Origin of the sequence: Variovorax sp. M-6 (assembly GCF_052114385.1) — a bacterium.
Lineage (GTDB): Bacteria > Pseudomonadota > Gammaproteobacteria > Burkholderiales > Burkholderiaceae_C > Variovorax.
Genome location: NZ_JBFREQ010000032.1, coordinates 1 through 13,241, shown reverse-complemented (window position 1 = coordinate 13,241; position 13,241 = coordinate 1). Strand labels below are relative to the sequence as shown.

Annotated in this window: 16 protein-coding genes; 10 read left to right on the top strand and 6 right to left on the bottom strand. The window is 69.0% G+C overall.

The features are described from left to right. Positions 1–48: 48 nt before the first annotated feature. Entirely contained in the window at positions 49–630 is a 582-nt protein-coding gene (locus AB4Z46_RS27865) for a superoxide dismutase (RefSeq protein WP_442286799.1), read from the bottom strand. A 97-nt stretch (positions 631–727) separates the two neighbouring features. Continuing rightward, positions 728–2,005, bottom strand: coding sequence for an exodeoxyribonuclease VII large subunit (gene xseA / locus AB4Z46_RS27860; RefSeq protein ID WP_442286798.1), 1,278 nt, complete (start codon positions 2,003–2,005; stop codon positions 728–730). 312 nt (positions 2,006–2,317) lie between these two features. Here xseA and AB4Z46_RS27855 point away from each other — a divergent pair, with 312 nt between their 5' ends. The 6 genes from AB4Z46_RS27855 (at position 2,318) to adk (ending at position 6,124) form a co-directional block, all read left to right on the top strand. Beyond that, on the top strand, positions 2,318–2,950 hold the full coding sequence (locus AB4Z46_RS27855) for a MotA/TolQ/ExbB proton channel family protein (protein WP_442286797.1): 633 nt from the start codon (positions 2,318–2,320) through the stop codon (positions 2,948–2,950). 2 nt (positions 2,951–2,952) lie between these two features. Next, on the top strand, positions 2,953–3,378 hold the full coding sequence (locus tag AB4Z46_RS27850) for an ExbD/TolR family protein (protein ID WP_442286859.1): 426 nt from the start codon (positions 2,953–2,955) through the stop codon (positions 3,376–3,378). Continuing rightward, positions 3,379–4,353, top strand: a complete 975-nt coding sequence (gene lpxK, locus AB4Z46_RS27845; RefSeq protein ID WP_442286796.1) for a tetraacyldisaccharide 4'-kinase — start codon at positions 3,379–3,381, stop codon at positions 4,351–4,353. It begins immediately after the preceding gene. After that, the gene (locus AB4Z46_RS27840) at positions 4,334–4,516 is read left to right on the top strand and encodes a Trm112 family protein (RefSeq protein ID WP_093107755.1); all 183 of its coding nucleotides are present in this window, start codon (positions 4,334–4,336) and stop codon (positions 4,514–4,516) included. Before lpxK ends, AB4Z46_RS27840 begins: the two co-directional genes overlap by 20 nt. 61 nt (positions 4,517–4,577) lie before the next feature. Beyond that, positions 4,578–5,345: a 3-deoxy-manno-octulosonate cytidylyltransferase gene (gene kdsB, locus AB4Z46_RS27835; protein ID WP_442286795.1), complete on the top strand. Its 768-nt coding sequence runs from the start codon at positions 4,578–4,580 to the stop codon at positions 5,343–5,345. A 122-nt stretch (positions 5,346–5,467) separates the two neighbouring features. After that, entirely contained in the window at positions 5,468–6,124 is a 657-nt protein-coding gene (gene adk / locus AB4Z46_RS27830; protein WP_442286794.1) for an adenylate kinase, read from the top strand. Here the strand turns inward: adk and AB4Z46_RS27825 are convergent, their stop codons facing one another. From AB4Z46_RS27825 to AB4Z46_RS27815, 3 genes are read right to left on the bottom strand one after another with little or no spacing between them, the layout of a single operon-like run. Then, entirely contained in the window at positions 6,125–6,598 is a 474-nt protein-coding gene (locus tag AB4Z46_RS27825) for a DUF6152 family protein (protein ID WP_442286793.1), read from the bottom strand. 17 nt (positions 6,599–6,615) lie between these two features. After that, a complete protein-coding gene (locus AB4Z46_RS27820; RefSeq protein WP_442286792.1) occupies positions 6,616–7,032 on the bottom strand; it encodes a hypothetical protein in 417 nt (138 codons plus the stop codon). Between the two features lie 4 nt (positions 7,033–7,036). Further along, the gene (locus AB4Z46_RS27815; RefSeq protein ID WP_442286791.1) at positions 7,037–8,026 is read right to left on the bottom strand and encodes an asparaginase; all 990 of its coding nucleotides are present in this window, start codon (positions 8,024–8,026) and stop codon (positions 7,037–7,039) included. A 74-nt stretch (positions 8,027–8,100) separates the two neighbouring features. On the opposite strand from AB4Z46_RS27815, the gene lexA reads away from it, so the two are divergent. The 4 genes from lexA to AB4Z46_RS27795 all read left to right on the top strand — a co-directional run bounded on the left by lexA (position 8,101) and on the right by AB4Z46_RS27795 (position 11,561). After that, entirely contained in the window at positions 8,101–8,775 is a 675-nt protein-coding gene (gene lexA, locus AB4Z46_RS27810; protein ID WP_093107767.1) for a transcriptional repressor LexA, read from the top strand. Between the two features lie 146 nt (positions 8,776–8,921). Then, entirely contained in the window at positions 8,922–9,260 is a 339-nt protein-coding gene (locus AB4Z46_RS27805) for a hypothetical protein (protein WP_442286790.1), read from the top strand. A gap of 124 nt (positions 9,261–9,384) precedes the next feature. After that, complete coding sequence (locus AB4Z46_RS27800) at positions 9,385–10,392, top strand: D-2-hydroxyacid dehydrogenase family protein (RefSeq protein WP_442286789.1); 1,008 nt, start codon at positions 9,385–9,387, stop codon at positions 10,390–10,392. Further along, a complete protein-coding gene (locus tag AB4Z46_RS27795) occupies positions 10,389–11,561 on the top strand; it encodes an MFS transporter (protein ID WP_442286788.1) in 1,173 nt (390 codons plus the stop codon). Before AB4Z46_RS27800 ends, AB4Z46_RS27795 begins: the two co-directional genes overlap by 4 nt. On the opposite strand, the gene AB4Z46_RS27790 is transcribed toward AB4Z46_RS27795, so the two are convergent. Then, on the bottom strand, positions 11,551–13,241 hold a 1,691-nt coding region (locus AB4Z46_RS27790; RefSeq protein ID WP_442286787.1), incomplete at its 5' end, for a type IV pilus assembly protein FimV. The two genes, AB4Z46_RS27795 and AB4Z46_RS27790, sit on opposite strands and share 11 nt — an antisense overlap.

Here is a 13,241-nt window from a genome sequence, read left to right as displayed (position 1 = left end):
AGCCGACCCTCGGGTCGGCTTTTCGCTGTCGGGGAACCGGGAACCGGATCAGCCGAAGTTCTTGGCCACGAAGTCCCAGTTCACCAGCTTCGCGAGGAAGGTCTCGACGAACTTGGGGCGCAGGTTGCGGTAGTCGATGTAGTAGGCGTGCTCCCAGACGTCCACGGTCAGCAGTGCCTTGTCGGCGGTCGTGAGCGGGGTGCCGGCGGCGCCGGTGTTGACGATGTCGACCGAACCGTCGGCCTTCTTCACCAGCCAGGTCCAGCCCGAGCCGAAGTTGCCCACGGCCGACTTCACGAAGGCTTCCTTGAACGCTGCGTAGCTGCCCCACTTGGCGTCGATCGCCTTGGCCAGCGCACCCGTGGGCTCACCACCGCCCGCGGGCTTCATGCAGTTCCAGAAGAAGGTGTGGTTCCAGATCTGGGCCGCATTGTTGTAGATGCCGCCGCTGGACTTCTTGACGATTTCCTCGAGCGTCATGCTCTCGAACTCGGTGCCCTTCTGCAGGTTGTTCAGGTTCACGACGTAAGCGTTGTGGTGCTTGCCGTAGTGGTACTCCATCGTTTCCTTCGAATACTCGGGCGCCAGCGCGTCCAGTGCGTACGGCAGGGGAGGAAGAACGTGTTCCATGGTTTTTTTCTCGCGGGTTGGTTAAAGGAATCGGAGATTCTAGGAAGGATTCGCAGGCCAGGCGTCGGAGGTCCTCGCGATGTCCCTGTTGCAGCCGCTATTGCATCACTTTCAGGTCCACCGTGCCGTCGGCGAGCCGGGCCTTGACCTCGTCGCCGGGCGCCAGACTGCCGGCGCGCGTCACCGCATGGCCTTCGGCATCCGTGAGCCAGGCGTAGCCGCGCTGCAGCACCAGCGCGGGATCGAGCAATTGAAGGCGCAGCGCCGCGCGCTCCAGCCGCTCACGGTGACGGGCGACGGTGGTGCGCAGCCCGAGCGGCGCCCTCGCCTGCAAGGCCTGCTGTGCCTGCGCGAAACGGCCCGTCCTGGCGAGCACGGCGTAGTGCAGGCGCTGGGCCTGGTGCGCAAGGCCCAGGCGCTGGCGTGCCACCAGCGTCGACGGGCGTCCAAGCCGACCGGTCGCCAGGTCCAGGCGCTGACTCAGGACGTCGACGCGCGTCGAAATGGCTTCCCGCAGCCGCTCTTCGATCAGATCGAGCGCGCCAAGCCACAGCTCGCGCGGCGCGGAGACCAGTTCGGCGGCGGCGGTCGGGGTCGGGGCACGGACGTCGGCGCAGAAGTCGGCGATCGTGAAGTCGGTCTCATGGCCGACGCCGCACACGACCGGCACCGGACTCTGGACGATCGTGCGCGCCAACGCCTCGTCGTTGAAGGCCCACAGGTCCTCGATCGAGCCTCCGCCGCGCACCAGCAGGATGACGTCGACCTTCGGTTCCAACGCGTAGAGGGACTGCAGCGATCGCACGAGCTCCGCCGGCGCGCCGTTCCCCTGCACCGCCGCCGGCGCCAGCACGACGGGGATGTGAGGCACCCGGCGCCGCAATGCGGTGACGACGTCGTGGAGCGCCGCCGCGCCGAGCGAGGTCACGAGCCCGATCGCACGCGGCAAGGCCGGCAGCGCCCGCTTGCGTGCCGGGTCGAACAGCCCCTCGGCCTCGAGCCGGGCCTTGCGCTGCATGAACTGCTCGAACAACGCGCCCTGCCCGGCGCGGCGCAGGCTTTCGACCACCAGCTGCAGGTCGCCGCGCGGCTCGTACACGGCGAGCCGCCCCCGCACCTCGACCTGGTCGCCGTCGCGCGGCGAGAAGTCCAGCAGGCTGGCCGCACGGCGGAACATCGCGCAGCGCAGCTGGCCGGCCTCGTCCTTCAGCGAGAAGTAGCAGTGGCCGCTGGCCGCGCGCGAAAAGCCCGAGATCTCGCCGCGCACGCTGACCGGGTTGAAGCGCGCATCCAGCGCATCGGCGACCGCCCGGCACAAGGCGCCGACGGCCCAGACTCTCGCGCCGGACGAGGGCGGTTGCTCACGTTCGTTCATGCATTTCCCGGTGTCACAGGCCTGAGTCGTCCACAAGGCAGCCCGATCGGGGCCGAGGTGGCGCGGCATCCACACAACAGGCACGGGTTGCCGTGCAAGTCATTGATTTCAAAGAAAAAAGTGCTGCTCAAAATTCAACCGATCTGTGGGAAGGCCCGGCCCGTGCGGCTTTGGACAGGTTGCTCTGCGTGTTAATCACAAAGTTATCCACATATTCTGTGCGTCCGCGCCTGCATCACGAACTCCTCGTGAAGGTGCGCCGCCTCGGTGGATAATCGCCGCGCATTTGCAGTCCATGGGCCGGAGGAATTCTTGTTTTCCATCATAGTTGCTGCGGGTTGGCCGATCTGGCCGCTGCTCGCCTGTTCGGTGATCGGGATGGCGCTGGTCATCGAACGTTTCGCCAGTCTCAAGACGTCCAGGGTACTGCCGCCCAAGCTGCTCGACGAAGCGATCACCGTTTCACGCTCCTCGATCCCCGGTCCCGATCTGGTGACCAAGCTGGAACAGAACTCCGGGCTCGGCGAAGTGCTGGCCGCCGGCTTTCGCGCCCTGAACGCGAATCCGCTGGCGAGCGAAGACGATCTGCGGGTCTCGATGGAGTCGGCCGGCCGCGTGGTCGCGCACCGCCTCGAGCGCTACCTGCCCGCGCTTGCGACCATCGCCTCGGCGGCGCCGCTGCTCGGGCTGCTCGGCACCGTGATCGGGATGATCGAGATCTTCGGCTCGCAGTCCCCGGCCAACGGTGCCGTGGGCTCCGGCAATCCGGCGCAATTGGCGCACGGGATCTCGATCGCCCTCTACAACACCGCCTTCGGCCTCATCATCGCCATTCCGGCGCTGATCTTCTGGCGCTACTTCCGCAGCCGGGTCGACGAATACCTGCTGAACCTCGAACTGGCCGGCGAGCGTTTCGCCCGCCATCTGGACACGCTGCGCCGATGAGGATGCATTTCCGCCACGGCTCGCGCGACGAGCCCGAGATCAATCTGATCCCGTTCATCGACGTGCTGCTGGTCGTGCTGATCTTCCTGATGCTCTCGACCACCTACAGCAAGTTCACCGAGATGCAGCTGCGCCTGCCGGTGGCCGACGTCGAAGCCCAGCGCGACTATCCGAAGGAAGTGATCGTCGCGGTGTCCGCGGATGGGCGCTATTCGATCAACAAGACCGTGCTGCCGGACCGCAGCGTCGAGACCGTGACGGCGGCGCTGGCCACCGCCGCCGGCGGCGCCAGGGACAATGTCGTGATCATCAGCGCCGATGCCAGCGCCGCCCACCAAGCGGTCATCACCGTGATGGAGGCTGCGCGCCGGGCCGGGTTGATGCAGATCACCTTCGCCACCCAGTCGGCCGCACAGGCGGGGCGCTAGTTGCAGGACGCCTGGCTGCAACGCGGCGCGCTGGCCCGCTTGTTGTGGCCGCTGTCGCTGCTGTACGGCGCGCTGGCCGCCCTCAGGAGAACCCTTTACCGTCTGGGCCTGCGGCGCACCGAGCGCGCCGCCGTGCCGGTCATCGTCGTCGGCAACGTGATCGCCGGCGGCTCCGGCAAGACGCCGGTGGTGATGGCGATCGTCCGGCACCTGGAGGCGCGCGGCGTCCGGGCCGGCGTCGTGTCGCGCGGCTACGGCCGGACCACACGGGACTGCCGCGAGGTGCTGGACGACAGCGATCCGGCGGAGGTCGGCGACGAGCCCGCGTTGATCCGCCGATCGACCGGGGCGCCGGTCTTCGTCGCCCGGCGCCGCATCGAGGCTGCCCGCGCCCTGCTCGAGCGCCATCCGGCGACCCAGGTGATCGTGAGCGACGACGGCCTGCAGCACCTCGGGCTGGCGCGGGACATCGAGATCTGCGTCTTCGACGACCGCGGCGTCGGCAACGGCTGGCTGCTGCCGGCCGGCCCGCTGCGGGAGCCCTGGCCGCGCCGCTGCGACCTCGTCCTCCATACCGGCGAACGGCCGGCCTTTGCGGGCTTCGCGGCCCGGCGCACGCTCGCGGATCACGCGCTGCGGCGCGATGGCACGCGGGTGCCGCTGGCTTCCCTGGCCGGACGCAGCCTGATCGCCGTGGCGGCGATCGCCAAGCCCGAAGCCTTCTTCCGGATGCTGCGCGCGCGCGGCCTGGCGCCGGTGTCTTGCATTTCTCTGCCCGACCATGACGACTTCCGCCATTGGAACCCGCCCGGCGACACCGGCCAGGTTCTGCTGTGCACCGAGAAGGACGCCGTGAAACTGTGGCGCAAGGCACCCGCCGCGCTGGCCGTGCCGCTGGTCTTCGAACCCGAGCCCGGCTTCTTCGCGGCGCTCGACGCAAAGCTATCATCGGGCGATGGACACCAAGCTGCTTGAACTGCTCGTCTGCCCCGTGACCAAGGGGCCGTTGACCTGGAACGCCGAGAAGCAAGAGCTCGCCTCGCGAAGCGCCCGCCTCGCCTACCCCGTGCGCGACGGCATTCCGGTGCTGCTCGAAACCGAGGCGCGCACGCTGTCAGACGAAGAGTTGGGACTTTGAGCGCAATGCCGGCCCGTTTCCAAGCAGGCTCGCACCGCAGTGCGCAGCACGGAGCTTGCGCTTGAGCACCACGTTCACTGTCCTGATCCCCGCGCGGCTGGCATCGACGCGGCTGCCCGACAAGCCGCTGGCCGACATCGCCGGTCTGCCGATGGTGGTGCGCGTCGCCCAGCGGGCCGCGAGTTCGGGCGCCGACAGCGTGGTGGTCGCAGCCGACGACGCCCGCATCGTCGACGCCTGCAGCGCGCATGGCGTGCGGGCGCTGCTCACGCGCACCGATCACGCGAGCGGCACCGATCGCCTGGCCGAGGTCTGCGCGCAGCTTGGCCTGGCCGACGACGCCATCATCGTCAACGTGCAAGGCGACGAGCCCCTGATCGAACCGGCCCTCATCGACGCCGTGGCCGAGACGCTGGCGGCGCATCCCGGCGCCGCGATGAGCACCGCGGCGCACGCCATCGACTCGCTCGAGGAGTTCGTCAATCCGAACGTGGTCAAGACCGTGCTCGATTCCGCGGGCAATGCCCTCTATTTCAGCCGCGCGCCGATCCCGTGGTGGCGCGACGGTTTCGCCGGCGCCGGTCCGACGTCGCTGCCCAGCGCACCGGCTCCGTTGCGCCACATCGGCATCTATGGCTACCGCGCGGGATTCGTGCGCGGCTTCCCGAGCCTGCCGCCGGCGCCGATCGAGGCGACCGAAGCGCTGGAACAGCTGCGCGCCCTGTGGCATGGCCACCGGATCGCCGTGCATGTCAGCGCGCACGCGCCCGGCCCGGGCATCGACACGCCCGAGGATCTGGCGCGAGTCCGCGCCCTGTTCGGCGCCTAGGAACACGCGCCGAGGGGCCAGGACGGCCCCGGACCCCATGCTATCCTCGAAGCAACTCCGCCTTGCGCCGCCCTTTGTGGCCGCCTTGGCGCGACAGAAATCAAAGAACCTTCGAGGACACCATGAGACTGATTTTGTTGGGCGCCCCCGGGGCAGGGAAAGGCACCCAGGCGGCCTTCATTTGCCAGAAGTACGGCATCCCCCAGATCTCGACCGGCGACATGCTGCGCGCCGCCGTCAAGGCCGGCACGCCGCTCGGGCTGCAGGCCCAGGCCGTCATGGCATCGGGCGCGCTGGTGAGCGACGACCTGATCATCAACCTGGTCAAGGAGCGCATCGCGCTGCCGGACTGCGCGCAGGGCTTTCTCTTCGACGGCTTCCCGCGCACCATTCCGCAGGCCGAAGCGATGCGCGCGGCCGGCGTCAAGCTCGACTACGTGCTCGAGATCGACGTGCCCTTCTCCGACATCATCGAACGCATGAGCGGACGCCGCTCGCACCCGGCGTCGGGACGCACGTATCACCTGAAGTTCAATCCGCCGAAGACCGCGGGCAAGGACGACCTCACGGGTGAAGACCTGATCCAGCGCGAGGACGACAAGGAAGAGACCGTGCGCAAGCGGCTCGAGGTCTACAGCCAGCAGACGCGCCCGCTGGTCGACTACTACTCGGACTGGGCCAAGGCGGACCCGGCCGCGGCGCCCAAGTACCGCGCGATCAGCGGTGTCGGCAGCGTCGACGACATCACCCAGCGCGCGCTCGCTGCCTTGAGCAGCTGATCAGGCCGGGCTGGAGCGCAGCCCGTAGGCCTTGCCGTCGACGAACAGGTACTCGACCCGCATCACGGCATCGCCCTTTTCGTCCTTGGTGCCGAAACCGACGGCAGAGACGGTAGTCCCCGGCTGGATCTCGCGCACCTTCCAGGCCTCCATCCGCGTCAGCGGCGCCAGCTCGAGTTCCCACTGGCGGTCCTTGCGGCTCGGTACCGTGGCCTTCGCAAGCAGGCCGGGGCCGTCGACCGGAGCGGTCTGCGCCGGCAATTCGCGTTTCGACAGGTCGGCGGGCGTCTTGAGGTCGGGCGGTATTTCGATCACCAGCTCGGCGTGCGGGTTCTGCCAGCGCGCGCGCACCACCTTGCCTTCGAGGTAGAGCGGCCGGTCCTGGTCGAAACTGCTCCATCCATGGTGGGCCCAGGCCAACCGCATCGCTGCAGGCAGCGTTGCAACGGCGAACATCAGGCTGCGACGTTTCATGCGGAAGGCTCCTTCGTTCAGTAGGCGATCCAGCGGCCGCAGAACACGACGGCCAGCCAGATCGCAGTGGACGACAACATCTGTATCCGCGCCAGCAGGTCAAGTTTGGCCAGCGACCGGCGACCGTGGAACCACAGCGCGTTGCAGCCGGCCACGAGCAGCAGGCCCATCTTCACCAGGAACACGCGGTTGGCGAGCAGCTCGGCCGGCTGGGTGGCGAACATCAGCGATCCGCTGGCTGCCGCGAGCGCGAAGCCTGTCAGCGCGATGGTCAGCGACAGCCGGGCCAGCCCCAAGATCGGCAAGGCGGCCGCACGGCCGAACACCCTCACCTCGAGCGCCACCAGATTGCCCAGCAGCAACGCGATGCCGACGATGTGCACGACCTCCAGCGCCGGATAGGCCCACGGGATCGTGCGCAGCGCGTCGAGCATGGGGTCAGGCGGCGGGGCCGGCCACCAGCAGCTCGAGCATCAGCGCGATGCGCGCCTTGACCGGGCTCAGCGTCCCGGCATCGCGCAGGCTCTGGCCGGGCCTCGGCAGGATCCGCCCTTCGGCGCAGCGCGTCGCGCGCACCACCGCGACACCCTCGGCCTGCGCCCGCAGCGCCGCGGCTTCCAGCGCGTGGTGCAGCGTGCCGTTGCCGGTTGCGGCCAGCACGATCCCCTGCACCGGCTCGACGGCGCCGCGCCGACGCTCCTCGAGCAGCGCATCGACGAGGGTGCCGCGCGCTTCGGCATGGCTCGCGAGGATCTCGACGCGGGGCCAGGTCGCCGCGTCCGCGATGCGATCGAAGACGGTTCGGGCGGCCGGGTCGGCCGCAGGCCAGCACCGCAATTGGCGCACCGCGCCTTCCTCGACATAGGCCAGCGGGCCGGCATCGCCGGAGTCGAAGGCATCGAGCCTGTAGGTGTGGACCTTCCGGACCTCGAGGGCGCCGTGTACGGTCCCCGCGCAGACGGCGACGACGCCGCACGCCTGCGGCGTGGCGGCGACGACGATGGCGTCGCGCACGTTCTGCGGCCCGTCGGGGGCCAGTGCGCTCGCCGGCCGCATCGCGCAGGTCAGGACCACCGGCTTCGAAGGTGCCAGCACCGACTGGAGGAAGAACGCGGTCTCCTCCAGCGTGTCGGTCCCGTGCGTGATGACGATGCCGGCCACATCGGGCTCCGCAAGCCAGTGGGCGCAGCGCTGCGCCAGCGTCCGCCAGATGGCGAAGCCCATGTCCTTGCTGTCGACCTGCGACACCTGCTCGGCCTCGAGGCCGATCCCGGGCGGCGCACCGATGCCTTGCAGCAGATCGGCGACGCCGACCTCGCCGGCGGTGTAGCCGATGTTGTCGCTCGCAGCGCTGGCACGGCCGGCGATGGTCCCGCCGGTCCCGAGGACGATCACGCGGCGCTCACGGTTCACGGAGATGGGGTCCATGGCTTGCCAACTTTTGAAAACTGGTTAAAAATACAGGTACTGGACGTTTAGCCAGTACCCCGTCAGGAGTCATCATGCAGTTCGCAGTCAAGCTTACAGCCCGCCAGCAGCAGATTCTGGATCTGATCCAGAGCGCCATCGCACGCACCGGCGCGCCCCCCACGCGGGCCGAGATCGCCGCCGAACTGGGGTTCAAGTCGGCCAATGCGGCCGAAGAGCATCTCCAGGCGCTGGCGCGCAAGGGTGTCATCGAGCTCGTGAGCGGCACCTCGCGCGGCATCCGACTCAAGGGCGACGCGTTGCGCTCCCTCAACGAATCCCGCAACAACCAGTTCTCGCTGTCCCTGCCCGGCATGGCACAGCTGGCATTGCCGCTGATCGGCCGCGTCGCCGCCGGATCGCCGATCCTCGCCCAGGAACACGTCGACCAGACCTACTACGTCGAGAACACCCTCTTCCAGCGCCAACCCGACTACCTGCTCAAGGTGCGTGGCATGTCCATGCGCGACGCCGGCATCATGGACGGCGACCTGCTCGCGGTTCAGGCCACCAAGGAAGCCCGTAACGGCCAGATCGTGGTGGCGCGGCTGGGCGACGAAGTCACGGTCAAGCGCCTCAAGCGAAACAAGCAGGTCATCGAGCTGCACGCCGAAAACCCCGACTACCCCACCATCGTCGTCCAGCCCGGCGAACCCTTCGAAATCGAGGGGCTGGCGGTCGGCCTGATCCGCAACACGATGCTCATGTAAGCCGGCAAGTTCCGCGCCTGCGATCACGCATGCGCACCCGATCCGGCCGCGACAGGTGGCGGGCGTATGGCATGGAGCCATCACCCTGTCGAAGCCGATGAAAGCAATCCTGCCTGTGTTCAACCTCTGACTATTCTGGAGTTCACATGGGAATCGCTCTCCTCAGCATCGCTGGTCTTCTGACGCCGCTGCAATCGCTGGCCAATCGCTGGATGCCACGGCGCGGTTCGGGCCGCACCCTGTCATCGGGCCTGCGCTACGTCGGCGTGCGTCCCAGCTGCGCCCTTCGCCAGGGTGCTCCGGCGGCTGCGGGTGCGCCGGTTCGCCCTCTGCGCGTCGTCCGGACGGTCGACGCGCAACAGCCGGGCCGGGCTGCCGGTCGCGTGGTGATCTCGGGCCGCATGGCGGATGTGTGCGCGGAGCTCGACCGCCTGGTTGCGCTGGAGGCCGCCGAGGCCATGCCTCGGCCAGCCCACATGCACTGAGCCTGCTCGCAAGGCGGGCGCCGGGGCCTGTGTCGAGCAGACGCCCGCGATCCGGGCCGACGCAGCAGACAAAGCGAGATACGCCGACACAGCATCCCGGTCGTGCGAGGCACAATGGCACGCCATGAACATTGTGATCCTCGACGACTATCAGGATGCGGTGCGCAAGCTGAACTGCGCCTCCAAGCTCGACGCCTATGCGGCCAAGGTCTACACCAACACGGTCAAGGGCATTGGCCAGCTCTCGGTGCGCCTGAAGGACGCCGACGTGATCGTGTTGATCCGCGAGCGCACCCAGATCTCCAGGCAACTGATCGAGAAGCTGCCCAAGCTCAAGCTGATCTCGCAGACCGGCCGTGTCGGCAGCCATGTCGACGTCAACGCCTGCACCGAGCAGGGCATCGCGGTGGCCGAGGGCTCGGGCTCGCCGCTGGCGCCGGCCGAACTGACCTGGGCCCTGATCATGGCCGCGATGCGTCGGCTGCCGCAGTACATCAGCAACCTGAAGCATGGCGCCTGGCAGCAGGCAGGCCTCAAATCGGCCTCGATGCCGCCGAATTTCGGCCTCGGCTCGGTGCTCAAGGGCAAGACGCTGTGCATCTGGGGCTATGGCCGCATCGGCCAGTTGGTGGCACGCTACGGTCAGGCGTTCGGCATGCAGGTCGTGATCTGGGGCCGCGAACAGAGTTGCGCCAAGGCACGCTCCGACGGCTTCCAGGTGGCGCCCGACCGCGAGACCTTCTTTGCCGCGGCCGACGTGCTGTCGGTGCATCTGCGGCTGACCGACGAGACGCGGGGCCTGGTCACGCTCGAGGACCTCTCGCGCATGAAGCCGACCGCCCTGTTCGTCAACACCTCGCGCGCCGAACTGGTCGAGCAGGATGCGTTGCTGGCGGCACTGAACCGCGGCCGGCCCGGGCTGGCGGCGATCGACGTCTTCGAGAGCGAGCCGCCGCTGCAGGGCCACGCGCTGCTGCGCCTCGAGAACTGCATCTGCACGCCGCACATCGGCTACGTCGAACAGGACAGCTACGAGATGTACTTCGGTCAGGCTTTCGACAACGTCGTCAGCTTCATCAAGGGCAACCCCACCAACATCGTCAACCCCGGCGCGCTGCAGGTCCGCCGTTGAAGCGGCCTGCGCTGCCGGCTGCCCTGTGGGCCTTGCTGGCAGGCAATTTCGTGATCGGCACCGGCGTGATGGTGGTGCCCGGCACGCTCAACGAACTTAGCCACTCCCTGCAGGTCAGCGCGGCCACGGCCGGCCAGTTGATCACCGCGGGCGCGATCGTGATGTGCCTGGGCGCCCCGTTGCTGGCGGCGGTGGTGGCGGGCTGGGACCGCCGCCTGCTGCTGGCCTGCACCATGCTGTGGTATGCCGCCGGCCACCTGCTGGCGACGCTGATGCCGAGCTTCGGCGGGCTGCTGCTGGTGCGCATGCTGACCGTGGTCGCGCCGGCGGTGTTCACCGCGCAGGCGGCTGCCTGCGCCGGCTTGCTGGTCCCGCCCGAACAGCGCGGCCGAGCCGTCACTTTCGTCTTTCTCGGCTGGTCGATGGCGTCGGTGTTGGGCCTTCCGATCGGCGCGCTGGTGGGTGGCCATTTCGGCTGGCGAGCCGCGTTCGGCCTGATCGCGGCGCTTTCGATCGCCAGCGCGGCCTGGGTCTGGCTCAAGCTGCCCTCGGGCATCCGCCCTGCCGCCCTGTCGCGCGAAGCCTGGGGGCGCGTCTTCAGGAGCCCGCTGCTGATGGGCGTGGTCTCGGTGACCGCGCTGCAGGGGGCGGGCCAGTTCGTGCTTTTCAGCTACTTCGCGCCGATCGTCCGGCAGAGCCTGGGCGCCGATGCGACCCAGATGGGTCTCATGTGGGCCTGGTTCGGCGTCTGCGGCCTGGTGGGCAACATGGTCGTGAGTCGCTACATCGACCGGATCGGTGCGCCGCGCATGGTTCTGGTGACGACGGCGCTGATCGCGTTGAGCCTGCTGCTGTGGCCGCTGGCGATCACCTTCGCGACGCTGGCGCTGGTTCTGATGCCTTGGGGCCTGGGTTGCTTCGCCGCCAATTCGGCCCAGCAGGCGCGACTGGTCTCGCTGTCGCCGGCGCTCGCGCCAGGCTCGGTGGCGCTGAACAGCTCCGGAATCTACGTCGGCCAAGCGATCGGCGCGGCAGCCGGCGGCTGGCTCTTGTCCCACGACGCCGTCGCCTGGATGAACTGGGTCGGCCTGGCCACCGTGCTGCTCGCCATCGCCCTGAGCGCGGCGGTGGACCGTGCGCAGCGCCGCGCACCCGCTTTCAGCGCTTGATGATCGGCCGCGGAGCGATCTCCGCCTCGGTGCTGGGATCGAACAGGTCGAAATCGATCACGTGAGGATCGCTGGAGGGCGCCGGTGGCTTCGGCGGCTCGATCGGCGCCGGCAGGGTCTCATAGGCGGTCTTGTCGAAGACGCCAAGGTCCATCTCGAGATCGGGTCGGAGGTACGGCGGGGCAGCCGTGACGGGGGCCGCCATCGGCACCAGCGCCTGCGTGCCCGGATCCAGCACGGTGTCGTCATGCATGACGTGGTCGATCGAGCCATAGATCGAGGGCGGCGGCACCGCTGCCACGGCCGCCGGCGGGGCCTCGGCTTCGATCGGTGCCGTCACGGTCGGCGCCCCGTCGCGCAGGATGGTGTCGGCGAAGGCATTGGGCTCGAATGCGGCGGGCGAGGCGCTGTCGGGGTCGATCACCTCCTTGGCGACCGAGTAGAGCAGCAGCAATTCCTGATAGGCCGCCAGATCGAAGGCGCCGTCGTCGTGGCTGCCGGGTTTGCGGAACACAAGTTCCTCGATCAGGGCCAGCGTACCCGGCGCGGGCCACAGGGCCTCGATGCGCGCCAGCGTGCCGCGGTAGTGTTCGAGCCCCCTGCCGGCTTCGGTGAAATGCTCGAACGACGGGACATCGGCATTGAAGGCTCGCTCGAATTCATCGGCCAACCGTGCGTAGTCCTCCCTGCGATCGAGCGAATGGAAGATCCGCAGCAGATCGAGATAGGCGAGCGCGCTGGTACCGGGGTTGGCGGCGATGTGCTCGCGCAGCACGGCGATGGCCTGGTCGTGCTGGCCCAGCGAGAGAAAGAAATCCGACTGCTGCTGGACATCGAACAGCTCTTCGGTATTGACCGGCCGCACCGGCACACCCTCCGCCAGTTGCGCCGGATGGGGCTGCGGCGGGTGCGGGCCGCTGTCGAGGTCGTCGTCGTCCAGCGGCGCGAAAGGTGTCGGGCCGAAAGTCCTGGGGCGGGCGCCGCGCCGGGCCGGCGGCGGGTCCGAATCCAGGTCCAGGTCGTCGTCGAGCAGCCCGCCGTGCGGGTGCGGTCGCCGCGCGACATCGGCTCCCGCCGCAGCCTCGCCCCACCAGGCCGGCGCCGTGGCCCGGCGCGCCAGGCGCCACAGCATGAACATGCCGATCAGCGCCAGCAGCAGCAGAGCGGCCAGGGCATAGACCAGCGGATTGGCGTAGCGGCTCTCGCGCGCCTGGGCGAGTTCGCTGCGCACCTCGAGCAGGGTTCGCTGGTTCTGTGCGGCCTGCTCGCGCAGAGCGGCCAGCGTGGCATCCATGTCCTTCGTGCGCTTGGCTTCGCGCTGCGCTTCCTCGGCGGCGGGATCGAGCGCGCTCCAGAGCGCGGCCGCGGCCGCGCGACGCACCGGATCGGGGGCATCCGGCAGGTTCAGTTCGGGCGTGGCCTTGAGGCTGCCGGCCAGCGCGGGCGCAGGCTCCAGGGCCTCCACCTGCAACCGGGGACCACCTGTGGCGACCTCGCGCCTGGGCGCGGCAGCAGCGACCGGCGGCGGTGCGGCGGCACGCGGCGCAGCGGGAACGGCGGCCACCGGCGCCACCGCGGCTCGCCTCGGCGCAGGAACGGCATCCGATGCAGGCGCACGGCGCGGCGCCGGTGGCGCATCGGCGGCGGCGGGCTGCTGCGCGCGCGGCGCCGAGGGGCCGG